26 protein-coding genes, 1 tRNA gene and 1 other RNA gene are annotated in these 24,381 nt (G+C 38.9%); 6 read left to right on the plus strand and 22 right to left on the minus strand.

The genetic code is table 11. The features are described 5' to 3' along the window. Positions 1–7: 7 nt before the first annotated feature. Complete coding sequence (locus tag H5088_RS02600; RefSeq protein ID WP_154903642.1) at positions 8–1,276, minus strand: outer membrane protein transport protein; 1,269 nt, start codon at positions 1,274–1,276, stop codon at positions 8–10. Between the two features lie 283 nt (positions 1,277–1,559). Here H5088_RS02600 and H5088_RS20240 point away from each other — a divergent pair, with 283 nt between their 5' ends. Beyond that, positions 1,560–1,883 carry a hypothetical protein gene (locus H5088_RS20240; protein ID WP_076914930.1) on the plus strand — a complete coding sequence of 108 codons (324 nt, stop codon included), beginning with the start codon at positions 1,560–1,562 and terminating at the stop codon, positions 1,881–1,883. Here H5088_RS20240 and H5088_RS02605 read toward each other — a convergent pair. Continuing rightward, positions 1,843–3,057 (minus strand): HD-GYP domain-containing protein, encoded by a 1,215-nt coding sequence (locus H5088_RS02605; protein WP_182752153.1) that lies wholly within the window; start codon positions 3,055–3,057, stop codon positions 1,843–1,845. The two genes, H5088_RS20240 and H5088_RS02605, sit on opposite strands and share 41 nt — an antisense overlap. A 336-nt stretch (positions 3,058–3,393) precedes the next feature. On the opposite strand from H5088_RS02605, the gene H5088_RS02610 reads away from it, so the two are divergent. Beyond that, complete coding sequence (locus H5088_RS02610; protein WP_182752154.1) at positions 3,394–5,157, plus strand: lysophospholipid acyltransferase family protein; 1,764 nt, start codon at positions 3,394–3,396, stop codon at positions 5,155–5,157. 106 nt (positions 5,158–5,263) lie between these two features. Here H5088_RS02610 and H5088_RS02615 read toward each other — a convergent pair whose 3' ends face one another. The 3 genes from H5088_RS02615 to H5088_RS02625 all read right to left on the minus strand — a co-directional run bounded on the left by H5088_RS02615 (position 5,264) and on the right by H5088_RS02625 (position 6,789). After that, entirely contained in the window at positions 5,264–5,968 is a 705-nt protein-coding gene (locus H5088_RS02615) for an NRDE family protein (RefSeq protein WP_182752155.1), read from the minus strand. A gap of 1 nt (position 5,969) precedes the next feature. Beyond that, the gene (locus tag H5088_RS02620; RefSeq protein WP_182752156.1) at positions 5,970–6,503 is read right to left on the minus strand and encodes a DinB family protein; all 534 of its coding nucleotides are present in this window, start codon (positions 6,501–6,503) and stop codon (positions 5,970–5,972) included. 211 nt (positions 6,504–6,714) lie between these two features. Continuing rightward, positions 6,715–6,789: transfer RNA gene (locus H5088_RS02625), tRNA-Arg, on the minus strand. Positions 6,790–7,035: 246 nt separating this feature from the next. On the opposite strand from H5088_RS02625, the gene H5088_RS02630 reads away from it, so the two are divergent. Next, positions 7,036–7,218 (plus strand): hypothetical protein, encoded by a 183-nt coding sequence (locus H5088_RS02630; RefSeq protein ID WP_039490259.1) that lies wholly within the window; start codon positions 7,036–7,038, stop codon positions 7,216–7,218. A 3-nt stretch (positions 7,219–7,221) separates the two neighbouring features. Here H5088_RS02630 and H5088_RS02635 read toward each other — a convergent pair whose 3' ends face one another. The 3 genes from H5088_RS02635 to H5088_RS02645 all read right to left on the minus strand — a co-directional run bounded on the left by H5088_RS02635 (position 7,222) and on the right by H5088_RS02645 (position 9,101). Then, on the minus strand, positions 7,222–8,028 hold the full coding sequence (locus H5088_RS02635) for a phosphotransferase (protein WP_182752157.1): 807 nt from the start codon (positions 8,026–8,028) through the stop codon (positions 7,222–7,224). A 3-nt stretch (positions 8,029–8,031) separates the two neighbouring features. After that, positions 8,032–8,649 carry a nicotinamide riboside transporter PnuC gene (pnuC, locus tag H5088_RS02640; RefSeq protein WP_002963042.1) on the minus strand — a complete coding sequence of 206 codons (618 nt, stop codon included), beginning with the start codon at positions 8,647–8,649 and terminating at the stop codon, positions 8,032–8,034. Between the two features lie 200 nt (positions 8,650–8,849). Further along, on the minus strand, positions 8,850–9,101 hold the full coding sequence (locus H5088_RS02645) for a hypothetical protein (protein WP_002963043.1): 252 nt from the start codon (positions 9,099–9,101) through the stop codon (positions 8,850–8,852). A gap of 100 nt (positions 9,102–9,201) precedes the next feature. Here H5088_RS02645 and H5088_RS02650 point away from each other — a divergent pair, with 100 nt between their 5' ends. Further along, positions 9,202–9,441 (plus strand): DUF2960 domain-containing protein, encoded by a 240-nt coding sequence (locus H5088_RS02650; protein WP_002963045.1) that lies wholly within the window; start codon positions 9,202–9,204, stop codon positions 9,439–9,441. Positions 9,442–9,472: 31 nt separating this feature from the next. Here the strand turns inward: H5088_RS02650 and alr are convergent, their stop codons facing one another. From alr to rpsF, 9 genes are all read right to left on the minus strand, one after another. Then, on the minus strand, positions 9,473–10,552 hold the full coding sequence (gene alr, locus H5088_RS02655; protein ID WP_024596806.1) for an alanine racemase: 1,080 nt from the start codon (positions 10,550–10,552) through the stop codon (positions 9,473–9,475). Then, positions 10,552–11,931 (minus strand): replicative DNA helicase, encoded by a 1,380-nt coding sequence (dnaB, locus tag H5088_RS02660; RefSeq protein WP_002963050.1) that lies wholly within the window; start codon positions 11,929–11,931, stop codon positions 10,552–10,554. The genes alr and dnaB overlap by 1 nt, the downstream gene beginning before the upstream one ends. A 112-nt stretch (positions 11,932–12,043) precedes the next feature. Next, complete coding sequence (locus H5088_RS02665; RefSeq protein ID WP_002963051.1) at positions 12,044–12,982, minus strand: DUF4097 family beta strand repeat-containing protein; 939 nt, start codon at positions 12,980–12,982, stop codon at positions 12,044–12,046. A 9-nt stretch (positions 12,983–12,991) separates the two neighbouring features. Then, entirely contained in the window at positions 12,992–13,474 is a 483-nt protein-coding gene (locus H5088_RS02670) for a hypothetical protein (protein ID WP_182752158.1), read from the minus strand. Then, on the minus strand, positions 13,461–14,009 hold the full coding sequence (locus H5088_RS02675; protein ID WP_182752159.1) for an RNA polymerase sigma factor: 549 nt from the start codon (positions 14,007–14,009) through the stop codon (positions 13,461–13,463). The genes H5088_RS02670 and H5088_RS02675 overlap by 14 nt, the downstream gene beginning before the upstream one ends. Positions 14,010–14,446: 437 nt before the next feature. Next, positions 14,447–14,899 (minus strand): 50S ribosomal protein L9, encoded by a 453-nt coding sequence (rplI, locus tag H5088_RS02680; protein WP_002962755.1) that lies wholly within the window; start codon positions 14,897–14,899, stop codon positions 14,447–14,449. Between the two features lie 35 nt (positions 14,900–14,934). Further along, positions 14,935–15,162: a 30S ribosomal protein S18 gene (gene rpsR / locus H5088_RS02685; protein ID WP_002962753.1), complete on the minus strand. Its 228-nt coding sequence runs from the start codon at positions 15,160–15,162 to the stop codon at positions 14,935–14,937. A 12-nt stretch (positions 15,163–15,174) separates the two neighbouring features. Then, on the minus strand, positions 15,175–15,492 hold the full coding sequence (gene priB, locus H5088_RS02690) for a primosomal replication protein N (protein ID WP_004588456.1): 318 nt from the start codon (positions 15,490–15,492) through the stop codon (positions 15,175–15,177). Positions 15,493–15,535: 43 nt separating this feature from the next. Further along, the gene (rpsF, locus tag H5088_RS02695) at positions 15,536–15,877 is read right to left on the minus strand and encodes a 30S ribosomal protein S6 (protein ID WP_002962750.1); all 342 of its coding nucleotides are present in this window, start codon (positions 15,875–15,877) and stop codon (positions 15,536–15,538) included. 376 nt (positions 15,878–16,253) lie between these two features. Here rpsF and H5088_RS02700 point away from each other — a divergent pair, with 376 nt between their 5' ends. Beyond that, positions 16,254–17,453 carry an alpha/beta hydrolase-fold protein gene (locus H5088_RS02700; protein ID WP_182752160.1) on the plus strand — a complete coding sequence of 400 codons (1,200 nt, stop codon included), beginning with the start codon at positions 16,254–16,256 and terminating at the stop codon, positions 17,451–17,453. A 158-nt stretch (positions 17,454–17,611) separates the two neighbouring features. Here the strand turns inward: H5088_RS02700 and H5088_RS02705 are convergent, their stop codons facing one another. The 5 genes from H5088_RS02705 to H5088_RS02725 all read right to left on the minus strand — a co-directional run bounded on the left by H5088_RS02705 (position 17,612) and on the right by H5088_RS02725 (position 23,943). Then, positions 17,612–19,513, minus strand: coding sequence for a S9 family peptidase (locus H5088_RS02705; RefSeq protein ID WP_259398080.1), 1,902 nt, complete (start codon positions 19,511–19,513; stop codon positions 17,612–17,614). A 149-nt stretch (positions 19,514–19,662) separates the two neighbouring features. Beyond that, complete coding sequence (locus tag H5088_RS02710; protein WP_182752161.1) at positions 19,663–20,829, minus strand: FAD-dependent monooxygenase; 1,167 nt, start codon at positions 20,827–20,829, stop codon at positions 19,663–19,665. Then, complete coding sequence (gene ubiH, locus H5088_RS02715) at positions 20,826–22,013, minus strand: 2-octaprenyl-6-methoxyphenyl hydroxylase (protein WP_182752162.1); 1,188 nt, start codon at positions 22,011–22,013, stop codon at positions 20,826–20,828. The genes H5088_RS02710 and ubiH overlap by 4 nt, the downstream gene beginning before the upstream one ends. Before the next feature lie 15 nt (positions 22,014–22,028). Continuing rightward, the gene (gene pepP / locus H5088_RS02720; protein ID WP_182711836.1) at positions 22,029–23,351 is read right to left on the minus strand and encodes a Xaa-Pro aminopeptidase; all 1,323 of its coding nucleotides are present in this window, start codon (positions 23,349–23,351) and stop codon (positions 22,029–22,031) included. Positions 23,352–23,379: 28 nt separating this feature from the next. Next, on the minus strand, positions 23,380–23,943 hold the full coding sequence (locus tag H5088_RS02725; RefSeq protein ID WP_002962745.1) for a UPF0149 family protein: 564 nt from the start codon (positions 23,941–23,943) through the stop codon (positions 23,380–23,382). A gap of 193 nt (positions 23,944–24,136) precedes the next feature. Here H5088_RS02725 and ssrS point away from each other — a divergent pair. Next, positions 24,137–24,319: non-coding RNA, 6S RNA (ssrS, locus tag H5088_RS02730), on the plus strand. Positions 24,320–24,381: the final 62 nt, after the last annotated feature.

Consider the following 24,381-nt stretch of genomic DNA (forward strand, 5'->3'; position numbering starts at 1 on the left):
TTCTACATTAAAACTTGTAGTTATACTGAGCGCCAAGTAATACCGCGTGGCCTTTAGATTCGAAGCCCCACTGGCTGCCCGAGTCATCAGCTTCTGTGAACGTTTGTGTTTTACCACGGATGATACTTACACCAAGATCAACGTTAGAGTTTTGATCAATTGTGTAGTTACCGCCAAACGAGAACCAAAAGCGATCGGTATCAGGAATAGAGATTGATAGGTGCGTTTGTGATACTGGAGACTCATCAAATGCAACACCGGCACGAAGTAGTAAATCTTCGTTGTATTGGTAATCAGCACCTACAGAGTATCTGAAAGAGTCATCAAACTGCTCTTGCTTTTCAAACGCAACAAACTTATCACCAGTTGGTAACGTTACTTGTGCTTCTAGTGATTCAAAGCTGCTCCAACCTGTCCATAATACACTGTAATGTAGGCCTAACTTATCATCTAACTGATGTGAGCCAGAAAACTCAGCAATAGCTGGTAGTGTTAGATCAACAGCTCCTGGTAGCTTAGCGCCGCCTGTACCACCAATAGCTGCTGGTAGATCGTTTGAGAAGTCACCATCAAATGTGATGTCTGTTTCGCTACGATAGTTAAAACCAAAACGGCTGTTATCATCTAGCTGGTACATTAAACCAACGTTTAAACCAAAACCAGTATCATCACCTTGAAGGTTTACAGCATCAGCACCAAAATCAATACCGCTTGCATTAGCACCCACTTTACGAATAACAGTTGCATCAGCATAAATAGCGTTTAAACCAATACCAAAGCTGAATTGCTCAGTTACTTTATAAGCAACGCTTGCATTAAGGTTAACAGTAAAGATTTCTGTTTCGCCAGCAATTTGGCCAGCAACGTATTCGTCGTTAAACTCTGTAGATAAACCAAAGTTAGAAAATGCGCCAAAACCAATCGATACTTTATCGTTGTAAGGCATAGTAAAGTAAACAGCAGGTACTACAGCACTTGGTGCAATGCTGTCGTCATCTAATGCACTTGGGTCAATACCGTTATTAGTACTTTCACCTTCAATACTTACATCTGGAATTACACCAATAGCAGCAACACTTAGTTGTTTATCTTTAAATAAAGTCATTAGTGCTGGGTTACGTGCAACTACAGACGCATCGTCTGCGATAGAAGCTTCACCAGCGTATGCACGGCCTAAACCCGATGCATTTTGCTCTGATAATTGAAACGCAGCTGCAAAGCTATCAGCTGAAACAAATGCAAGCGAAGCTGCAATAAGAGTTTTAGAAAATTTCATTGTTGAGTCCTTAACCAAACTGACTGTCTGGGTACTATGTGTGTTGTTATTAGGATTTGAAACTTTGCTACACTACCTTAATTTTTTGTAAAAAACTCTATGAATGCGTCAAAAAACAGCAAAAAACATGTTATTTAACGACATTTTAACAACTATTTAAAACTCATCGGATGAGAAATGTGTTATTAGAGTTAAAGCTCTAATTGTAATTAATTATCATTTAGATTGACTTGAAATATATAGCAAATTACACTCACTATAAAATCGCAAAGGAAGTAAAACTGTGATCATTTTATTTATTATTACAGGGCTAATATTTTGTGGGGCGAGTGTATTTTGCTTTTACAAAGCAAACTACTGCGCATGCACTCAAGCAGGGCAATGCGATAACCCCGTAAACCATTATTGGTTAGGGGCAATGTTAAATGCGTTGATCTCTTTAGGACTGTGTTGTTTTGCATTGCACGTAGAGTTAGGTACTTTGCTATGGCTAACACTGATGGGGAGTTGTTTTTTGGGTGCGTTTATTTCTGCAAAACAAACTAAAAAAAGGCAATGCAGTAAAACTAGTTCAACAAATGCTCTTTTAGCAGGCGAGACAAATTAATCTGATAATCAAGAGGCTTAACACTCGCTAGTATTTTAAGCTCTTGGGTGTGCTCACTTAAATCTATGTCTTTAGGTGTAACATGATGATTATGCTTAGCATTATAAAATAGCTTAATTTTAGGTTTAATAGGATTTAATACGTTCCCCTCAAGCACTAAGGCTAAACGTTCATTCGTTAATTTTACAATAGTTCCTACCGGATGGACCCCCAAGCATTTTATAAAGCGTTGTACTAGTTCACCATCAAACAAGTGTTTATTGGCTAATAAGTAGCGTAATGCATTAATAGGCTCATCACCCTCTTGGTGCATTCTATCGGCTGTCATAGCATCGTACACATCTACAATTGCCATTATACGCGCCGGGCGACTTAACTTTTCAGCCTGCAGGCCTCGCGGATAACCAGAGCCATCTAAACGCTCATGATGATTTACTATCATATCGAGCATAAGGGGAGTTATACCCTTCTCACCTTTAACTAAACCTAAACCTTGGGCAACATGCTTTTTAATTGCTGTTAGCTCGTTATTACTTAGTTTAGTTGGCTTGGAAAATATACCCTGCGGTAATTTAGCTTGGCCTAAGTCATGAAGTAACGCCCCCATTGCAAGCTCTTGTACAACAGCCTTTTCATACCCTAAGTATTTAGCAAATACAGCAGTAAAAATGGCGCTGTTGATCATATGCCGCCAGTTATAGCTATGTTTGTCTTTTATACGAGTAAGAATAGTCATAGCGTTAGCATTACGAAAAACTGAGCTGACTATCTCGCTGGCAATTTCATCAAGCACTTTTATATTAACACTCAGGCCAGATGTTAAATCGCCATATAATGATTGTAACTTTCGGCCATGCTGATCGTAATTTACAGTCGCTTTAGCAAACTCCTGTTCGATAGAAATAGCTATAGGTGTTTTTTCTACTTTTTTTTGGTTATTAGATGTTTTAGGTGCGCTTTGGGGCTTATATTTGGCAGGAACTGGCGCATCACCTTTAGTAAAATCTATAAGCAGCTCGAGCACCCCTTCAGACACTAAACGCTTAATAATAGATTTGTCGCGCACCAAGCCACTGGTCTTAATTTTTATGCTATTGATCCCCTCGTGTTGCTTAGTAACGCTATCAACGTACATACCAGGGGTGAGCTCAGACACAGGCAAAGTAATTAGCATAAAGGTGAGATTTTTTACATTTAAAGTAGATGTACCTTAAATAGCATTAATTAAGCTTAAAAGTCTAGTTTTTGAGTTGTAAGTAGTGATATATAACTACAAAGGATTACTTGCTGTATCACTCTTATTAGCTGTAGTGGGTAACCTTATTTTATGGATAATTAAAACCCTCTTCTATTTTCTTAATAACCTACAACCATTTAGCACTTAAAAGACTATTTGAGTATTATTTTTACGCTTTTAAACAAACTTAATTAACCTAATTTGAACATAATGTGGTTTTTTCTCGGTCTAAATATACACAACAGCTATAAAAATTTAAGAGCATCAACGTATATGACAAAATTAAACCACCCCGTATCAAACTTAAGTGTAGCGGCAATAAGCACCGTTTCTCCTTTGAGTCATATACTAAAAATAGCCGCTCCGCTGCTCGATAGCCTATTGGGCATCAATAAGCTACGTGATATATACCTCTCTAATAATTTATCGGGTTTAGATAAACAAGAGTTTAGTGAAAAGTTGTTAAATGTATTAGGTATTAATGTGCTTGGTGCACAAGGTGTTATTAACAAAATACCAAAGCATGGCCCTTGCATAGTGGTATGTAATCATCCTTATGGCATGATTGAGGGCGTAATTATTGCAAATTTACTCACCCATTATCGTAGCGATACAAAAGTAATGGCTAACGTGGGTTTAAAAATATTTAAAGAAATTAAAGACTATTTTATTTTTGCTAACCCACTAAAACCAAAAGCAGCCATTAATACCAGCGCAATAAAACAGTGCTTTAGTCATGTTAAAAATGATGGCTTACTTGTGGTTTTTCCTGCGGGAAGAGTGTCATTTTTTCAATCAGAAAAACAACGTGTAACTGACGGGCAATGGAATCGCTTAGCCGCTCAACTAGCTTTAAAAACACAAGCCCCTTTATTGCCTGTATTTATTAGCGGCCAGAATAGCTCAACCTTTTATAACTTGGGGCGTGTTTACTACCGATTTAGATTATTAATGCTAATACGCGAATTACTTAAAATTCAAAAAAGCTCTATTAGCTTAAGCGCTGGTAATTTACTTACACCCAAATTATTAAATAAGTTTGAAAAAACTGACGACATAAACGCACTTGCGCGCTTGCAGTGTTACTTAAACGATGAGCGCTTTGTAACGCCTTGGCAAGAGGATAACCAATCAACACAGCTCAAAGCTATTATGCAGGAAGTTGATAAAACAAAAATGAAAAATGAGCTTGCAAACTTGCCAAGCGAGCAGCATTTAGTCGACTTTAAAGGTTACTCAGTTTATTACGGCTACCAAGAGCAAATACCTAATTGCGTTACGGAAATAACACGCCTCAGAGAAATAACCTTTCGCACATTAAACGAAGGAAGTGGCGAGCCATGCGACACAGATAAGTTTGATGCGACTTACATGCATTTGTTTATTTTTGATCATAAAAATGAAGAAATTATTGGTGCTTATAGAATAGGACAAACCGATTTATTACAAAAAAATAGCGACGTGAGCGCCCTTTATTTATCGCAAATGTTTAACTTTGAACCTTCTTTTATTAATCAGCAACAGCCGTGCTTAGAAATGGGTCGATCGTTTATAGTTCAAAAGCATCAGGGCAGTTACCATGGTTTATTGCTGCTATTTAAAGGGATTGGTGCGTTTATGGCGCAAAATCCACGCTATAGGACTTTATATGGCACTGTTTCATTAAGTAAACTTTATGACCCTCGTTCTGTTGCAATTATTGACCATGCAATGGTTAATAATAAACAAGGTGTTAGCGCCAATACCCCTTTTAATAATAAGCTCCACCCAGAGTTTGAAGACTTTATTAATGACCACACGTTAAACATAGGCCATGTATCAGCATTGGTTATGGGAATAGAAGAAGATAAAAAAGACATACCGATTTTATTAAAGCAATACCATAAGCTAGGCGCTCAATTTCATTGCATGGGCATTGATAGCAACTTTAATCACACGCCAGGATTACTTTTAAGTGTGCACCTACCAAGTGCGCCTGAAAAGCTACTTAAGCTCTACCTTGGTGATAAAAAGGATGATTATATAAATCACTTATAATTTTTACCTGCTGTATTAATATAGCAGGTAAAAATTGAGCAAAAAAAGTCGACGCTATTAATTGCGTCGACTTTTTTAGTTATGTAACAGCTATAAAAATATTTAGTTAAGCAGCAGCCACTTTTAAACAACCAATGCTACTAATGAGCTGAGACTGCTTATCAAAATAATTAAAACGTATAGTGTTACCAACTTTAATATGGCTAATACTGACCGTCATTGCATCTTCCCTTAGCATATTTACGCCATATTGCCCTTGTTCGGCTTTACTGTAATGAAACGCTAAAAACTGCTCACTTTCAGGATGTCTTAAATCAATAAGTTGCTTAAATTGTTGTTTACGCTTTTGTGTCACCGTTTCAAGCTCAACACCTGATGACGTAGCAAGTGGTTCAACTTGGCAGTGGATCAACTGCTTTGCATCCCACCTAACAAAAACCACGTTATTGTTATTTCTCGATAGTCCATCCGGAAAAATACATAACTTAAAAGGCGCGTAGCCCGATAAATCCATGTTTTGTAATTGGTACAATGCAGGGGCTTTATTGCTCAGTAAATGAGGGATTAACAAACCTCTACTATGCTTTACCGCAGTTATATCAAATACACTTTGGTAATCGTTTAATAATGCGAGTGTTTGCCCAAAATGCGATACCCCAAGCCAAGTACCTCCTCCTTGCGGATCAATGGGGAAAATTGCATTGCCCTGGTGCTTACTTGGAGCGATTGCCGTTTCTCGTGTTTTTTGCTCATCGCGATTAAAAAATAGCTCGTAGCCATCATCAGTTAAAAAGTAGCTTAACGTGCACATTTTAATTTTGCATCGATTTTGGTTGTGCTGGCTGGCTATTTTCTCTTAAAAAAGTAGCTGTACTTGCTGCTAAACCAAAGCTTTTATCGAGCTGCGACTTTTGAGCAAAAGAAATTTGTGAAATCATCGCGTAATGGTGCACAGCGTGACTGCCTACAAAAATAAGCTCTCGCGCAAGTGATGTGGTTACTGTTTGTACATTTTTGCTTTTAATCGAAACTTCGCTTGAAAGTGATAACGGTTTATTAAAATCATCTGGACTTAGCTGTTCAATCCACGTTGTTATTTCGGCAATTTTTTTTATTGCAGCAGTTGGAGAGTTTTCAATATCTCCTCCTCTTAAGCGGCAATCATAATCTACTTTTTGCGTGCTAAAGCCGGTCATTAAAGATTGATAATGATCGATAATATGTCGCATATGAGCTCCAGCCGAGCTAATAAAGTTAGGAGTGATGACTTGGGAATAGTCCTCTTTAGTTACACCTTCAAGATAAGCGTGTCCTTGAGCTAGTATCTCTAATTGACTATTTAACATTAAATCGGTCTTCCTCATTTATCACTAAAACTTATATGCAAATAATTACAACATGATTTTTGGATGCTAATTTTGCATTGTATAAATAACTAGAAAGCTGTTTTTAAAATTAACTTTCAAAGTTTTTGCAGTAAATGCATTTTTAAATACAAGAGTAATTAATAAGAAGCTAGGTAATATAGAGAGGATAATTAATACATATAAAAGCAAATGGCGCTCTCGGTAGGGATCGAACCTACAACTCAGCCTCCGGAGGGCCACGTGATATCCATTTCACCACGAGAGCACATTTGTTGCCGCCACACCAACTCGCGATATCAGTGCTTTAGCACCCGCAATGATAAAGAGATCTTTAAATAAATACCAGTAAGATCAGCTTATATGCTTATTAATTAAACTCTTTTAAATAAAACACTTCACAAAGGCTTAAAAACACGCTATTTATTCTTATTAGATAAGAAACAGTAACGGTTTAGTAACATTAAAATTATGATTGTCGCTGTGAGGGTTAGTTTAATACGAGGAAATAATAATGAGTTTAATGTCTACTGAGCAAGTCGCTGAGTTTTTAGGTGTAAAAGTAGAGCGTGTAAAACGTCTTTCTAGAGAAAGTTTATTAATTGCTAAATCTGAAGACGAGAATGGCGAACCACAATTTGATGCGGCCGAAGTAACAAAGTACAAAGAGCTCGCTGAACGCTTTGGTGGTTTGTAACTTTTATAAAAAAGTATTAGTAACAAGTTTATTTAGCTGCGCACGTAACATTATAGATTTACTAGTTATGCTGCGCTCCTCATACCAAGCAATACATAACACCAAAAAAAACAGCTTATAGTAATTTAACTTATCTATTGATGGGTAAAACGTGCTTTTTTTATCAACGCTATTTTTATAGTTGTTTAACAGCGCTTTTTTACTTTGCTCATTAAGGTTAAAACTCACTGCAAGGGCTGCCAAATCAAAATATACATCGTTAGTTTGCGCGTACTCAAAATCAATTAAATACATGCCCGAAGCATTTACAATAATGTTATCTTTTACCAAGTCATTATGACAAAAGCCTTCATCAAATTGTATGGCTGCAACTACTTTGAGTGCCTGCTCTATTTGAGGTTTATATTGCGTATATACGCCGGTGCTTTGATAAAAATGCAGCTCTTTAGCTATATCCATTGGCGCAGTAGACACTTTGTAATTGTGCACTTGAGCAAGTTTATTAATAAAGCTAAGCGTTATATCCGATTGCGCTGTATTACCTTCAATATAATTAAATACCGCACGGCTATTCTTTTTATCGAGCCAAACAGGCGCAGGACATATATTAAGCTCACTTAAAAAACGCTGTGCTTCAAGTCCTATGGCTGGCCAATGGCTTTTATAACACTTTAATAAATACCCTTGTTGTTTGGTACGTATTAAAAAATTATCGTTACTAAAACCATTGAGTAGTCGCTCGCTTGAAGTAACGCTAGTAGGCTCTATAAACGCCCTACACATTTTTACTAGCTGATTATGCTCAATCATTAATTAAAGCTGAGCTAGCGGCTTAGCTTGGCTTTGTTCGTACTCTTCGTACCAAGTTTTAAAGCCCCACGCGGCCATAATGGTATAAAATATAAAGAGCGCAAGCGTTGGGTAATAGCCTTTTTCATAATATAAATACATGGAAGCTGCATCTATTACAATCCAGTACAGCCAGTTTTCGAGGACTTTTTTAGCAACTAAGTAAGTAGTTACTACGGCAAAACACGTTGTGAAACTATCAAGATAAGCAAAATCGGCATGCGTATAGTTTTGCATAACGTAACCAATTGTAATTGCAGCTACGGTTGTTAAACTAATTAAAACAGCATGACGGTTTATCGACCACGATGTAATATTTAAATTTTCAGCTTTGCCTTTTCTCCATACAACCCATCCAAACACAGCCATATACATATAATAAAAATTAAGTAACGACTCCATGAGCAATGCGCCATTCCAGTACATAATTGTATAAATGAGCGTGCTAAAAAATGCCGCCGGCCAACACCATAAGCTTTCTTTTATTGCCAATAATAAGTACGCCATCGACAATCCTACCGCAATGTATTCCCAATGCGACATTGCTGTAAAACCGCTTAAGGTTTGTGTTAAAAAGTCCATATTATGCAATCACCGTTTAGTTGCGCCATTTGTTATACCAATCTGCTTATATACGGGGTCTATTTAACGTTAAGAAAATTACGCTAGAACTAGGCAAAATTTTTGTATCTAGTTGTTCTAAATAAAAAATTTTTAACGACGTTATAGTGCAATTTAATTCGTTAAATTGATCAAAGATTTATGCAGGTTGGTATTATAGATTATTCAGGCGATAAGTCGCCAGAGAGAAACTTACATACAAAAATAGCTTTACCAAATTCTTCATATGAGCGCTTAATTTCGGTATTTAACACCTGCATTACTAAATCATAATCACCAAAAATTTGCGTTGATAGCGTATTAGTAATCACTTTTAAATTTTCGTATTCGTTTAAGCGGTCAATAAAGCCTTTAATAAACGGAATGTAATCTTGGTGAAGTGGATATTTACTGATCTCTACTGATAATTTCATTTTAAACTCTACTTTTTAATTATTTGATTTAAACAAATCATTCAATGCCAGTTCAATACAGTGTAAAATTATACTAACACTCAATTTAACTGAGCTTATTATGGCACGCAGAATAACGTATACATTTAAAAACCAACCGCGCGAAATTAACTTCGCAAAAGATAAATACCACGACATGTATCAAGCTATTGCTGCTGCCGAGGGGATTGATTTAACAAATTACTTAAACATGGTACGCCAAATAGAAATGACCTCAAAAGGGTCTGCTTCTGTTCGTAACTTTCGCGACCAAGAATTTGCCCGTATGGGCTTTAGCGACATTTACTTTATAAAAGAGTAATTATACTCAATTGGTGTACGCTAAAAACTAACTATGGCTGATACTCATAACTTACGCGTGGTGTAATATTACATAATAGCTCGTAAGGAATAGTATCAGCGCACAGTGCTATTTCTTCAACTGGAAGCTCAGGGCCCCACATAGTGACTCTGTCGCCAACTTTAATATTATGCTCATTAGCGCCTATATCAACGCTGATCATGTCCATAGCTACGCTTCCTACAATACCATAACGCTGCTCACCAATTATTACCGGTGTCCCCTCTTTAGCATGCCGAGGATAACCATCGCCATAACCCATAGCTACAACAGCTAACTTGGTTGGTTTATCGCTTTTCCAACGACCACCATACCCAACAGCCTCATTAGCAGGCACATCTCGCACTGCAATTACGCGCGTAGTTAAGCGCATAACTGGTTTTAATTTGTGTTGCTGCCCAATACTATTTGCCATTGGCGATACACCATATAACATAAGCCCAGGACGCACCCAATCGCCATGACCGCTCGGCCAGGCAATAATACCAGCCGAATTTGATAAACAATGCGCTTGGTCAATACCATTCACTAAATTATCAAACAACGTAATTTGCTGAACCGTTTTAGCATTATCAACGTCATCAGCACACGAAAAGTGGGTCATTAAATTAACGGTATTTTTAGCGTTAGGTGTTTTTTGCAAGCGGCTATAAAAGGCTTCAAACTGCTCTGGCGCAATACCTAATCGATGCATACCTGTATTTACTTTTAACCAGCATGTTATTGGTGCATCTAGCTTTGCTTTTTCAAGCGCCGCTAATTGGTACTCATCGTGAATAATAGTTTGAAAATTGTTGGCGAGCAGAATCGGTAAGTCGGCTTTGTTAAAAAAGCCTTCTAGTAAAACAATTGGTTTTGTTAAGCCCCCAGCTCGAAGGGCAAGCCCTTCATCTATACGTGCCACAGCAAATGCGTCAGCATTATTTAAATGCTGCGCAATCGTTACTAATCCATGCCCGTAAGCATTTGCTTTTAGCACCGCCATCACTTTGCTGTTAGGTGCAAAGCCCTTAACTTGCGCTAAATTATGCGCAAGTGCCGTTAAGTTAATTTCAGCAGTCGCTAAGCGCATTAGTAATCGTCATCTACCGCTGGTCCCGCGTAATTATCAAAGCGAGAAAATTGACCTTGGAATGTTAAACGCACTTTACCAATTGGGCCGTTACGTTGTTTACCTATGATGATTTCGGCAATACCTTTATCGGTACTGTCTTCGTTATAAACTTCGTCACGGTAAATAAACATGATTAAATCGGCATCCTGCTCTATCGACCCTGACTCACGTAAATCTGAGTTAATTGGGCGTTTATCGGCACGTTGCTCTAGCGTGCGGTTTAGCTGCGAAAGCGCAACAACCGGACATTTTAGCTCTTTTGCTAGCGATTTAAGTGAACGCGAAATTTCAGCAATTTCAAGTGTTCGGTTATCAGCAAGGCTAGGTACGCGCATTAGCTGCAAGTAATCGACCATGATCATACTAATGCCGCCGTGGTCACGCGCAATACGACGTGCACGAGAGCGAACATCGGTAGGTGTTAAGCCCGAGGCATCATCAACATACATTTTGCCTTTTTCCATCAACAAGCCCATTGTTGATGAAAGTCGCGCCCAATCGTCATCATCTAACTGACCTGTACGTACCTTAGTTTGGTTAATACGGCCAAGAGACGCTAACATCCTCATCATAATTTGTTCTGAAGGCATCTCTAGCGAGTAAATTAGCACGGGTTTGTCTTGAGTCATTGCGGCATGTTCTGCAAGATTCATCGCAAAGGTGGTTTTACCCATTGAAGGACGCGCTGCAACAATAATTAAGTCAGACGGTTGCAGGCCCGTCGTCATTTTATCAAGATCGGCATAACCTGTACTTACACCCGTTACACCATCTTGTGGCGATTGATAAAGCTCTTCTATTTTATCAACGGTTTTTTCGAGTATGTTATGAATACTTTGCGGGCCTTCCGTACTTTTTGTACGTTGCTCGGCAATTTTAAATACTTTGCTTTCGGCAAAATCGAGTAGGTCGTGACTAGTACGCCCTTCGGTATTAAAACCCGCTTCGGCTATTTCATTTGCCACGCCAATCATTTCACGTACAACAGCACGCTCACGTACAATGTTTGCGTAGGCATCAATGTTGGCTGCACTTGGCGTATTTTTAGCAATTTCGGCTAAGTAAGCAAAACCCCCAATACCTGCAAGTTTATTATTTTTTTCTAAACTTTCAGAAATAGTGATTAAATCTATCGGATCGCCAATCTCAGCAAGTGCCGTCATCGCCTCAAAAATTAACTTGTGCGTGCGGGTATAAAAATCCTGTGATACAACAAGCTCAGCTACGCGGTCAAAAGCTTGGTTATCAAGCATTAAGCCACCTAAAACAGATTGTTCAGCTTCTATTGAATGGGGAGGAACTTTAAGAGTATCGACTTGCTTATCTGGTTTGGCCATAACTTCACAGTAGTAAAATTGAATGGCTCTATTCTATCGACTTGCAGGGGCTGTGCAAATAGAAAAGCAGGAAATCTTTCCTGCTTTTTGTAATCGTGATGGGGAATGAGTGTTATTTGGTACGAAGCTCTATTCGTCCACTTATGGTATCCATTTCAACATTTGCATTACCGCCATTAATACTAAACTCTAAATCACTGGCTGGGCCATATTTAGCTTTACTGACTTTGTCACTACTGACTTTGTTAATGATTTTACCATTAGCATGGGCTTTAATTTCAAACTTTGCTGATACACTTTGTGGGAAATAAAAGTCGGCATCACCACTTACTGATTCAAAACGTACATCACCGCCTTTTAAAAGCTCGTTAATCTGTACTTCTGCTTCGCCATTGACCGTATTAATACGTAGGTTTTTAATAGCCGATAGCGTAAATTCTATATCGCCATTTACGTTTTCAAGGCGTACATCATTAGCGCTTGAAGTTGATTTAATATCACCATTAACAGCGCTAAAACGCAGCTCACCACTTGATTGCCTATCGTTAATTTCACCATTTACGGTTTCAAACTGAATATTCCCGTTTAAGTTCTCAGCGTTCACATCACCATTTACAGTGGTGAGCTTAATGTTGCCAGTAATATCATCTACCGTAATTTCGCCGTTAACCACATCAACTTCTGCGCCGTTTTTAAGCTCCTTTGCAGTCACCGATACATTAACGCCAGCAAACTCTAAACTACTGCTTTTAGGCATAAATATAGTTAGGTTTGAGCCGTCACCACTATTACCCCAATTTGATTTACGGGGCATTTTTACAATAAACTGTGTTTTATCGCCACTTGTTTTAAGCTCATAACCCTGTGCTTTATCATCAAGCTCGCCAGATACTTTAAATTCGTTTTTATCCCAGCCTGTAATATGTATATCACCGCGTTGGTTTTCAATAAAAATAGTGCCGCCACTTGGTACGTCTATTTGCTTATCTATTTTTTCACCCGCAAATGCCGCCAGTGGAAATAAGCTCAGTCCTAATAAAATCGCTTTCATATCGTACTCCTAAATGTGCTGCCAACGTGGCGCGTGCACCTTGTTAATTAAATCAAGTTGTTGTTGATATATTTGCGCTAACATTGTCAGTAGCGCTTGGTTTTGTGGTTCGTTTTCAAGAGCTTGCTTTATTGCTTGCTCAGCATCTTCAAGTTCTTGTAGTTGCGCTTGCCAGTTAGTGGTTAATGCTTCTTTATTTTCGTATTCAACTAACAAACTATTTTTTTGAGCCGAAAAGTAATCACTTATAGCCACTACGGGCTGTGGTTCAGGTGCTATAACAAATATATTAACAGCAATTAAAGCAGCCACAGTACACGCTGCTATTGCCGTTAGTTTTGGCCAACTAATAGTGCTGTTTGGGTTCTGCTTATTATTAACAATTGCTCGCTCAATCCCCGCCCATAAATCTTTTTGTGGCGTAATTTCTTTATCAAGCGTGTTTAATGACTTATTTAAGTAGTCGTTAAAGTTTGGTTTACTCATTTTCATACCACTCTTGTAATAACTGCCTAGCACGATGATATTGTGACTTACTTGAACCAACAGCCATACCTAATTGCTCCGCGATTTCCTCGTGCCTGTAACCTTCAATAGCAAATAATACAAATACCATACGTGCGCGCTCAGGAAGCCTTACTATTAACTTATCGAGGCCATTTAAGCCTTTGCAGTCGTTAGCTGATTGCTCATCCATACCGCTGTGTTCAATACTTACTACTTTTTGTAACCAGTTTTTTTGCTTACGCAGGTAACTTATCGCTACGTTACTGGCAACACTATATAGCCAAGTAGAAAACTGCGAACGCCCATCAAATAATGCTATTTTATGCCATACCTGTACAAATACCTCTTGGGCGGCGTCTTCGGCGTGTTCTTGGTCTGCTAATAAGCGTAAACATAAACCGTATACTCGTTTTATATGTAACTCATAAAGCGTTGTGTATGCGCCTTGATCACCCGATTTAACTCGCTCAATGAGTGCAGCTTCGCACAAAGGCGTTGGTTCGGGTTTAACGTGTAACATCCGTGATGCCGCCTTTTAATTATTATTGTTGAGTTGCTATTTAAGTGTATTGATAAGTTAGACGTAATGACAGTTCGAAAAGGTTTAAAAGGAATGAAAAAATAATTGAATAAAAAAGGGGCTTATACGAGGCTCTATACCAATTCGCTTAATTAAGTGATCTATTTTGAGGATGGAAAAACGTGTTGATAGCTAGACAAAAAATTCGCTATTTAGTTGTTCTCGGCAATTGCTCCTGCATTGCTCTACCTTCTGCATCCATGCAGTCGTAAATGAGAATTTTTTAACACAGGTAGCGACACGTTTAGCCCCGCAAAATGATTAAGTATTATTGCGGATTGGTATTATTTAACTGTGCCCTCAACTAATGAAGTTAGCCAAATTATAGGCACAAAAAAGCCGTGCTAATAGCACGGCTTTTTTAGCTTAATTAAAAATTAAGCTTCAGCGATTACGATTACTTTGATAGTAGCCGTTACGTCTGAGTGAACTGAAATTGATACGTCAAATTCACCAGTCTCACGGATAGTACCTAGAGGCAAACGAACTTCTGACTTAGCAACTTCAACACCAACAGCTGAGATAGCGTCAGCGATGTCACGAGTACCGATTGAACCGAATAACTTACCTTCGTCACCAGCTTTAGATACTAATGTAACTTCTGCTAATGCTTCTAGTTTTTCAGCGCGTGCTTGTGCAGCAACTAACTGTTCAGCGATTTTCGCTTCAAGTTCTGCACGACGAGCGTCAAACGTTTCAATGTTAGCTTTAGTCGCAGGAACTGCCTTACCTTGCGGGAAAAGGAAGTTACGTGCGAAACCAGATTTAACTACAACCTGTTCACCTAGGCTACCTAGGTTAGCGATCTTATCTAGTAGAATAACTTGCATGTTTCTACACCTTTTAAAAACTGTTAATCCGCTGCTTACTTATGTAAGTCAGTGTATGGAAGAAGGGCTAAGTAGCGAGCACGCTTAATAGCAGTTGCTAGCTGGCGCTGGTATTTAGCGCTAGTACCTGTGATACGGCTAGGTACGATTTTGCCACTTTCTGTAACATAGTTTCTAAGAGTAGCTAGATCTTTGTAATCGATTTGTTGTACGCCTTCCGCTTTAAAGCGGCAGAACTTACGACGTCTGAAATAACGTGCCATGAGATTAATTCCTCAAATAATTCTTTCTATATGCTGAGCATGCAAAACCAATTGGCTAAGGCCGTTACGACCTTCGTGGCGATTTAAAAAACCACTCACTTGCAATGCCTGCCCAACGTGCAAATGTTGAGTCTGTTGTTGCATTTGCTTTCCACTGGCAACTACCTGAAGCCTCACATAACTATTACGGTTAAGGTCTGCTTCGGTTTGCATTGATTTATGTTCTACAACAAAAATACAATGCGGGATGCCAGCAGGGCTTTGGCTAAACTTGGGAGTTTTACAAACTACCCCAGATATAACCAGCTGATTCATATATGGGCTAACCATTATAATAACTGCTGACTACATGCCATGCTAGGACTCAAAACAATTAAGCAGCTGGTGCTTCTTTCTTCTCTTCTCTTGCAAGAGGAGACGCTTCAGTTACAGCATTTTTAGTACGCATAACTAAGTTACGAAGCACTGCATCGTTGTAGCGGAAAGTAGTTTCTAGCTCGCTGATTACTTCAGTAGGTGCTTCAACGTTCATAAGAACATAATGAGCTTTATGAAGCTTGTTGATTGGGTAAGCCAGTTGACGGCGGCCCCAGTCTTCAAGACGGTGGATAGTACCACCAGCTTCAGTGATAGAACCAGTATAACGTTCGATCATACCAGTTACTTGCTCACTCTGATCAGGGTGAACCATGAATACGATTTCGTAATGACGCATGGATATTCCTTACGGTTAATAGAGCCTTCTACCGTTTCGGCCGGTCGGTTTAAGGCAAGGAATTAATAGTTTAAAAGCCGAAATGAGCGCGCATTTTACGCTTAGACGGATAATTAAGCAAGCAGGTTTTTTAAGCTTTTATAGATAAGAGTTTAAAGGCAATTATTGCGAGCTTCGCTCATCCCGTTAGCAAGCCTTAGGCCTAAAGGAAAAGCTAAACTCGTAGTTTAATATTTATCATATACGCCAAGCTTGCGCGCATAAAAAAGCGCAGCTTTGAATTACTTAAGTCTAACACCTGCCTCAAAATATAAGTATTTACTCAAGCTTAAAGCCGTGCAATTATTAAGCAATACATTATTAAATAAGGATATTTATGAAGCTCTTACTATCGCTTGTATTAATACTTACTTTTAGTACACCATTTTTAAGCCACGCAAAAACCAATACAACTGACATAACCGTTGGTAAAAAAGTCATTCTGCAATCAAAAATACTTAACGAAGACAGACCCATTAAAATTTTCATACCTGACACTGTAAAAGACGATCAGCCGCTTTATGTTATTTATTTACTTGATGGTGTTGAGCACTTTCATACGGCGTCTGGTGTTATTAAATCCCTTGTTGATTACGAGCAGATACCTAATGCCTTGCTTGTTGGTATTGATACAACTAACCGCGTTCGTGATTACTTACCTAAAGTAGATGGTGAGCCTAAAACTGAGTTTCAAACCTTTGTAAAAAATAAATGGCCTGAAGCGGGGCAAACTGACGAGTTTTTGAAATTTGTTTCTGACGAACTTATGCCATACATAAATTCTAACTACTCAACTAACGGCTACAACACGTTAATTGGCCACTCTAATGCAGGTACTTTAGCGCTTTATACTTTAGTTAATCAGCCTGAGTTATTTAATAACTATATAGCTATAAGCCCAAACAGTTGGTGGAGTGATGAAGAATTAAAAAATAATATTATAAAATACACTAAAAGCCCTAAAGGCGGTCAATCGTTATTTATTAGTGTAGCAAGTGAAGGGTCACGCTTTTATACAGGTGTATTAAATACTTTAGTAAATTTAGAGCAACAAATGCCCACACAGCTAAAATGGGAATATAAGCATTACCCTACTTTTAGTCATATGGGCACCATACTACCAGCGCTTAGCGATAGCCTAATTCACTTATTTGGCGACCTAATTTTTAGCGTTACTGACGAGCACGGAAGATTTGCTGATGTATCGCTTATTACAGGTTACTACCAAGCACTGAGTGATAAATATGGGTTTGAGCTTAAAATTCCACAAGATGTATATGTAGAATTTGCTCATAGCCAGCAAAAATTTGGTAACACAGCTAAAGCTGTTACCACGCTTAAACACTTTACTACTCATTACCCAAATGCAGCCTATTCTCACATGCGTTTATCGCAAGGCTATACTGAAAATAAGCAGTTCAAAGAGGCCGTCACTAGTATGAAACACGCATTAGAACTTGCTAAGCAAAACTCGCGAGATCCAATGTTAATTGATGCGCTCAAAGATATGGTGAATGAAGCACAAAAGAATTTGTAACTGATTTAACGCAAAGCACTTTTTAGCTAACGATAGTAATTACAAGCTACGCTCGCGTGAAAATGAGCAGCTCTAAATTTATTTCAAACTAGTTAAAAACAAAAAACCGATGTTTAAACTAAACATCGGTTTTGAATAAAAAAGCTCATTTGATTTACTTACAAATGCTTTTTAAGAAACTCAGTAACCTCTTTGTATTGTACTTTTAAGCTTTCTGGATCATCAAAAAAGTGTGTTCCGTCATCAATTTCAACATACTTTATATCTAGGTTTCGCTTTGCTTTATCATAAAAATATTTTGATTGTCGATAGTCAACTCTCGTATCTTTTGTCCCATGGATAAGCAAAATTGGGGCTTTAATTCGGTTAATCATATTGATTGCCGAAACCTCAGATAATGCATCAACGGCTTTACTATCAGTCATATCAACAATATTACCTAGGTAGGCATCTTGTCGCTCTTCATCTTCAACTAACCCTTTTAGATCCGATATTCCAGAAATACTAATAATGCATTTAAAGCGTTCGGGCTCTTGCCATGCAGCTGTTAATGCAACATAACCACCATAACTTGCGCCATAAATACATGCATTATTTTTTGATGTTAATCCGGTTCTAGTAGCCCAATCCATCGCATCATATACATCTTGTTGCATACGTTTACCCCACTGATAATAACCATCAGTTTCAAAAGCGCTACCAAAACCTTCTGAGCCCCTGAAGTTCACTTGCAATACCGCATAACCTAAACTAACTAAATATTGAAGCTCTCGATTAAAGTATTTGTAGTCTCGACTATGCGGTCCTCCGTGAGGCATAACAATTAGCGGCGGAGTTTTAATCCCTTCTGGTTTTGTAAAATAGCCTGAGATTTCAGCTCCATCACTCGCTTTAAAGCTATAGTTTTGCACTGGTACAAATTTATTACGTGCTAAATAAGGAAATTTAGATAACCAAGCGCCGCCCTTCTTTGTGTTTAAATCAAAATAATAATAAGTAGGGCTGACTGAATCACTTATTACATTTACAAGAATTCGTGTTCTATCTTTACTACGGCTAACAATACTAGCTTGCTTATCACCAAATAAATTAGTAACCATAAGCTCTTGCTTACCGTCTACCTCTGAAAAATAATGGCTCTTGTAGAAATCATCATAGTAGCCAACCCCTATAAAATCGCCCTCACTATTAACGATTGCATTATTTATATCGTATTTATCATTGCTATAAACAAGCTCTTCAAACTCCCCTGACTCGATATCATATGACCATAAAGCTTGTCTGTTTAATACACGATCAGAAAGGACGTAAGCTTTTGTACCATCTTCATTAAGGCCTTGGATGGAGAAAGTACTATCTTCACCCAATATATGGGTATGAATCATTTTTAATGCTTCATCTTTCTTTGCTCGATACCATATTGAAGCAATAAACTTATCATCTTTTTTATCAATTGCGATCCCCAGGCGTAAAACTCCCTTAGGGTCTGCATACCAACTTCCAATATTTTCTTTATTCCTCTGAATTTTATCAAAACTAGAATCACCTAATTCAACTTTAAAAACAGAATAAGCTTTATCTTTTTCATCAAACGTTGACACTAGCGCGAAATCTGGCTCATTTTTAAGTGAGGAAACGAGTCTGAAACTCTGATATCTATACCACTTATATTCAGAAAAACGTCGCGTAGTTAGCATTTTACTTTCATTGGTTTCAACATTGATCGAATATAACCTTGAAACTCTCATGTATTGACCATTGACATATTCAGGGTAACTAGCAGAAACAATGATATATTTATTACCTGACCAACGAATAAAGTCGACTCTGTCTTTATCTTTTTTGAGACTTGCTAATATATTGAATTCGATACTAGGAAATTTAGCTAAACTGATAGTAGGGCCTTCAGCAGTATTATAAAGTGTTGCTATCATTTCTCCATTTGGCGATATTTGTGGTTGCTCTACCATTGGAAGTTTAGCGTAAGACTCCCACGGTTTATCTTTTGCATGAACTACAGACGCAGTTAATAAAAAAAATAAGAGTGTTATTTTTAACATTTATTTCTTCCTTAAAATTTAGTAAAAACTTTTTATTATATTTAATGTAAAAATAACAAAGTTTACCGAAAAAACATACAAAGTAAGTACTTAATTTATTTTAATAAAAAACCGCTTTTCTCGTGGGGTTTTGTTTCACTCAACCTACATCACTTTCCTATCGCTTCTTTGGCGAACAGGTGTTTTATTGGGCCTAAATTATCAACTAATGATAGCCCTACTCCGCGGATAAGTTTTTTAACCGGGTTTGCACCTTCAAATAGCTCTTTTAACCCCTGCATCATGGCTATGTGCTTTTGCGCATCGAGCTTACGGGTACGTTCGTAATCGCGAAGTGTGCGCGAGCTTGCAAACTCCTTGCTATCACTTGTGAGTAGCTCAATTAAATAAGCGGCATCTTTTAGGCCTAGATTCATACCAAGCCCTGCAAGTGGATGGATTGTATGTGCAGCATCGCCAATGAGTACCACTTTGCCTGAAACCCATTGCTGGGCGTAGCGCATTTTAAGTGGAAAAGCAGCGCGTTTGCTTTGCACTTCACACAGCCCGCATTGGCCATCTATGGCTGCCATTACGGCTTTATTAAAGCTGCTGTCGTCCATTGCAAGCAGCTCATCGCAGTGGTTTGGGCTAGTAGACCATACTATTGAATGGGTATTTGCATCGCTCAGAGGTAAAAATGCCAGCGGCCCGGTTGGTAAAAACACTTGGCGTGCGGTGTTTTCGTGCGGCTCTTTGGTTTTTACGGTTGCGACTAGCGCATGGTGATCGTAATCTTTAAAGCTAAGTGCCATATTAAATTGTTTGCGAATAGCTGAGTTTGCCCCATCAGCGGCCACCAGCAGTTTTGCAATAATTGGCTCGCCACTTTTAAGCGTTATAAATACATCTGATTCGCTTTGATGTATTTGCTGATACTGCGTATCAAACATTAGTGTTGCGCTGCTTTGTTGCTCTAGCTCTTTTATAAGCGCGTAGCGGATAATGTCGTTTTCAACAATGTGGCCTAAATGATCAAGCTCAAGTTGTTTGTTATCAAACGCTATTTTGCCAAAGCTGTCGGCATCACGTACGTCCATATGCGTATAAGCGCACGCTCGCTGTGCGATAATTTCTGGCCATACATTTAATTGCTCAAGCAAGGTTTGACTTGCAATGCTTAGCGCACTTACGCGCAAACCATATTCGTCAGTTGGCAACGCTTGTGTTGGTGCGCCGTCGAGTACAACGACGCTTATATCGGCTTTTGCCAATCCAAGTGCTAGTGTTAGCCCTACGCAGCCACCACCTACAATACAAACCTGTGCTTGCTTCATAAACGCCTACCTTGTTTAACTTGCCCCATTAACTGTTTGGCTAATGGCGCTTTTAATGCGGGAAATAAATCCATCGAAAACAACCCAATACTGCGCCCCAATGCGAGCACTCGCGATGAGTTTGAAAAAAGCCTAACAAGTGCATCGGTTAAGCTCATTACGGTTTTTATATCATCACTGCGCTTTTTAGAATATTCACGTGTAAACGCATAGCTGCCTAAACCGTGTTGGCTGTTTGCTATTAAATTACTTAGTACTTGCACGTCGCGAAGGCCTAAATTAAAACCTTGCCCTGCAATAGGATGAATAGCATGTGCGGCATTACCAATAACCACTGTACGGTGCGCAGTCAAAGACTCGACTTGCCCGTAAACGAGCGGGTAACTCGTGCGCATGCCTACTTTAGTAAATTGACCACCGCGATAACCAAACGCACTTTGTAGGGCACTTATAAAGTCTTGTTCATTAAGTGCCATGTGCTGTTCAACCTGATCTTGGCTCATACACCACACCAACGAATAACGGTTATTGCTCATGGGTAATAACGCCATAGGCCCGCTTTGTGTAAAACGCTCAAAGGCATGATTATTATGCCCACCAGCTACTTCTACATTGGCAATAATTGCGCCTTGTTCATAAGGCTGGGTATTAAAGCCAAGCTCAAGTAAATTACGTGTGGGTGATTGTGCACCATCAGCAATAACCAATAGCGCTGCGCTTAATTGCTCGCCGCTTTGCAGGGTAAGTGTATTGCTGTGCAGGGTTTGCTCAATGGCAATTACGCTATCGGGGCACAAAAGCGTAATATTTGATTGCGTTAAACGCAGGTGGAGCGCTCGGCCAAAAGGGTTAACTTCTACTACGTAACCAAGTGAAGGTTTAGCAAATTCGTCGCAATTAATGTGCGCTTTGCCAAAGTGGCCTCTATCAGACACGCTCACTTTTTTGATTGCGGCGGTGTAAGGGGCATTTTGTTCAAATAAATTGAGGCTTTGTAAATACTCTACCGATTGCTGAGCAAGTGCAATGCTTCTGTCATCAAAGCTTGGGTGGTAGTCGCCGGTAACTTGATTAGCTTCTACAACGGCAATATTTAACGCGGGATTAGTTTTAGCCACACTTAACGCGCAGCTTGCTCCCGCTAAACCACCGCCAATAACAACTACATCAAACTGCTTAGCCACTTTACTCTCCGAGCTTTATACGTTTTTAGCACTTTGCATAAGTGCTTCTATATCGCTAATTTTTTTAGGCACGCTTAGGGTCAAGTTTTCATGGCCTGTTTCGGTAACTAGCAAGTTATCTTCAATACGAATACCAATGCCTTTGTATTTTTGCGGTGCGCTTGAGTCTTCGCTGATATAAAGCCCAGGCTCTATGGTGAGTACCATACCGGGCTCAAATGCACGCTCAACGTTATTTACTTTGTAATCGCCAACATCATGCACATCTAAACCAAGCCAATGCCCAAGCCCGTGCATGTAATATTCTTTACATGCCCCTTTTGCCATTAGCTCATCAAAGTCGCCGGTTAAAATACCTAAATCAAGTAAACCTTGGGTCATTACTTCCATTGCTAGTTTATTAGCATGCGACATGTAACCACCGGGTTTTACTTCATCAAAAGCAACTTCTTGCGCTTTAAGAACAATATTATAAAGCGCGGCTTGCTCTTCGCTAAATTGACCATTTACTGGAAAAGTACGGGTAATATCGGCTGCGTAACCTTGTAGCTCACAACCGGAGTCTATAAGTACCAGGTCGCCATTTTTTAATACGTCGCTATTTTGCGTGTAATGTAAAATATTGGCGTTGTCGCCACTACCAACAATTGTGCCGTACGCCGGGTGCGGCGCACCATTCATAGCATAATGATGATGCAGCTCTGCCTCTAGCTGAAATTCAGTAGCTCCGGGGTGTGAAAAACGCATAGCGCGCATGTGCCCTCTCGCACTAATTTCACAACCTTCTCGCATAACATCTATCTCGCTTGTCGATTTAAACAAACGCATTTCATGAATAAGGCCGCGTATTTCTTTTAAAGTACTCGGTGCTTTGAGGCCTTTTCGCGCACCACTTCTAAGTGTACCTAGTAACGTAAACACTTTGGTATCAAATGAAGGATAAGCACCTTGTGCAAAATAAATCGCATCTTTTTCATTTAGTATATCGAGCAGCTTATCGTTTAATTCACTTAGCGGGTAAGCTTCATCAAACAAGTAGTCGCTTTTAGCTTTATCAAAGCCAACTCTGCGGCCATGCCAAATTTCTGCAAGCTTGTCTTTATCTAAGCAAAATAAAGTACTGGGTGCATCGCTGTTGTTACATAGTACAAGTACAGCGTCGGGTTCGTTAAAGCCTGTTAAATAGAAAAAGTCGCTATCTTGTCTAAATGCATATTCGGTATCGCGGCTACGCGTCACTTCGCTTGCAGCAGGAATAATAGCAACGCTATTTTTATCCATTTGCGCAAGTAAACGCTCGCGGCGTGCTTTAAATTCTGACTTTTGTACTTCAACCATTATTAACCAATCCGTTTAACTTTTTAAACTAATGAAGTGTTTTTTTAGTACTTTGCGTGTTTTGCTCTTTACCAAGCTCTGCGAAACAAAGTAGTGCTGATACGCGCACATATTCAATCACTTCGTGCAGCGCTTGGCTGTCTTCTTCGGTTTCTTCAAAAGTGGTATCTAGGCGAGTGATTTCGCTAAAGTCAGTAATAACCTCTTTAACATCGCTTGATAACTTACCGTAATCTTTTTGCTTTAAGCCAAAACCAAGCATAAACCCTGCTACCCATGATACGAGGCCATTAGCCTGATCGATGAGTGTTTCGTCATCGTTTGGTAAAAATAAATCAAACTGAAATTCGTCATCATTAAAGCTCGCAACTACTTGCTTATAAATAGTGCCAAAAAACTGCTTTAAATCGTTACTAAATGATTCACCATCGTTAAACACATCGCTCAAAAGGCCTAAGTATTCTTTGTCGTCAATGGTTAAACCACACGCAAGTAAACCACTAATTACACCATGCGCTTCGGCAGGTGATACAAATATTTCGTTTTTTTCTAAAAGCAGTTGAGCTTTTTCGTAATCGGGTAAATCGTTCATAATCGAATCTTCGCTTTGCAAGTTAAGGCAATGCTACCACTCGATAAAAAGCAACTCCAATTAATTGTATGATCAAGCTCAAAAACCATGCGATAAAGTAAATGACGAGTTAAAGGTGCGGGAAAACTAAGCGAACGGTTTAATTTTTTACGTTTAGGGTTTAAGGATTGGATTATGTCTTATATACTTAAATTGTTCCCTGGGGTACCGGAGCTTGGTTAAGTCCCTGAGCCGATAAATTTTATACCAGGATTTCTGTTCGTCTACTATTGTGCAAGCTTGGCATGTACCGAGAAGCCTACGGTAAACCGCAGATTTCCGCCCTGAAACCTTCTGGTTTCAGGACTGAAACCGGGTACCGTATCTTGGGGAACACCTTCTTATTTTTATACTCCCTCTTATTACTTATTCATTTTTTTGCTATACCTTCGTACATTA

The sequence above is a fragment of the Pseudoalteromonas sp. SR43-3 genome, from assembly GCF_014163875.1.
In the GTDB taxonomy this organism is placed as follows: Bacteria; Pseudomonadota; Gammaproteobacteria; order Enterobacterales; family Alteromonadaceae; genus Pseudoalteromonas; species Pseudoalteromonas distincta.

What these genes read in the sequence shown, in the direction of transcription:
- H5088_RS02600 (WP_154903642.1), bottom strand. Translation starts at nt 1,276, where the DNA reads ATGAAATTTTCTAAAACTCTTATTGCAGCTTCGCTTGCATTTGTTTCA.
- H5088_RS02605 (WP_182752153.1), bottom strand. Translation starts at nt 3,057, where the DNA reads ATGCTAATTACTTTGCCTGTGTCTGAGCTCACCCCTGGTATGTACGTT.
- H5088_RS02610 (WP_182752154.1), top strand. Translation starts at nt 3,394, where the DNA reads ATGACAAAATTAAACCACCCCGTATCAAACTTAAGTGTAGCGGCAATA.
- H5088_RS02615 (WP_182752155.1), bottom strand. Translation starts at nt 5,968, where the DNA reads ATGTGCACGTTAAGCTACTTTTTAACTGATGATGGCTACGAGCTATTT.
- H5088_RS02620 (WP_182752156.1), bottom strand. Translation starts at nt 6,503, where the DNA reads ATGTTAAATAGTCAATTAGAGATACTAGCTCAAGGACACGCTTATCTT.
- H5088_RS02630 (WP_039490259.1), top strand. Translation starts at nt 7,036, where the DNA reads ATGAGTTTAATGTCTACTGAGCAAGTCGCTGAGTTTTTAGGTGTAAAA.
- H5088_RS02635 (WP_182752157.1), bottom strand. Translation starts at nt 8,028, where the DNA reads ATGATTGAGCATAATCAGCTAGTAAAAATGTGTAGGGCGTTTATAGAG.
- pnuC (WP_002963042.1), bottom strand. Translation starts at nt 8,649, where the DNA reads ATGGACTTTTTAACACAAACCTTAAGCGGTTTTACAGCAATGTCGCAT.
- H5088_RS02645 (WP_002963043.1), bottom strand. Translation starts at nt 9,101, where the DNA reads ATGAAATTATCAGTAGAGATCAGTAAATATCCACTTCACCAAGATTAC.
- H5088_RS02650 (WP_002963045.1), top strand. Translation starts at nt 9,202, where the DNA reads ATGGCACGCAGAATAACGTATACATTTAAAAACCAACCGCGCGAAATT.
- alr (WP_024596806.1), bottom strand. Translation starts at nt 10,552, where the DNA reads ATGCGCTTAGCGACTGCTGAAATTAACTTAACGGCACTTGCGCATAAT.
- dnaB (WP_002963050.1), bottom strand. Translation starts at nt 11,931, where the DNA reads ATGGCCAAACCAGATAAGCAAGTCGATACTCTTAAAGTTCCTCCCCAT.
- H5088_RS02665 (WP_002963051.1), bottom strand. Translation starts at nt 12,982, where the DNA reads ATGAAAGCGATTTTATTAGGACTGAGCTTATTTCCACTGGCGGCATTT.
- H5088_RS02670 (WP_182752158.1), bottom strand. Translation starts at nt 13,474, where the DNA reads ATGAAAATGAGTAAACCAAACTTTAACGACTACTTAAATAAGTCATTA.
- H5088_RS02675 (WP_182752159.1), bottom strand. Translation starts at nt 14,009, where the DNA reads ATGTTACACGTTAAACCCGAACCAACGCCTTTGTGCGAAGCTGCACTC.
- rplI (WP_002962755.1), bottom strand. Translation starts at nt 14,899, where the DNA reads ATGCAAGTTATTCTACTAGATAAGATCGCTAACCTAGGTAGCCTAGGT.
- rpsR (WP_002962753.1), bottom strand. Translation starts at nt 15,162, where the DNA reads ATGGCACGTTATTTCAGACGTCGTAAGTTCTGCCGCTTTAAAGCGGAA.
- priB (WP_004588456.1), bottom strand. Translation starts at nt 15,492, where the DNA reads ATGGTTAGCCCATATATGAATCAGCTGGTTATATCTGGGGTAGTTTGT.
- rpsF (WP_002962750.1), bottom strand. Translation starts at nt 15,877, where the DNA reads ATGCGTCATTACGAAATCGTATTCATGGTTCACCCTGATCAGAGTGAG.
- H5088_RS02700 (WP_182752160.1), top strand. Translation starts at nt 16,254, where the DNA reads ATGAAGCTCTTACTATCGCTTGTATTAATACTTACTTTTAGTACACCA.
- H5088_RS02705 (WP_259398080.1), bottom strand. Translation starts at nt 19,513, where the DNA reads ATGTTAAAAATAACACTCTTATTTTTTTTATTAACTGCGTCTGTAGTT.
- H5088_RS02710 (WP_182752161.1), bottom strand. Translation starts at nt 20,829, where the DNA reads ATGAAGCAAGCACAGGTTTGTATTGTAGGTGGTGGCTGCGTAGGGCTA.
- pepP (WP_182711836.1), bottom strand. Translation starts at nt 23,351, where the DNA reads ATGGTTGAAGTACAAAAGTCAGAATTTAAAGCACGCCGCGAGCGTTTA.
- H5088_RS02725 (WP_002962745.1), bottom strand. Translation starts at nt 23,943, where the DNA reads ATGAACGATTTACCCGATTACGAAAAAGCTCAACTGCTTTTAGAAAAA.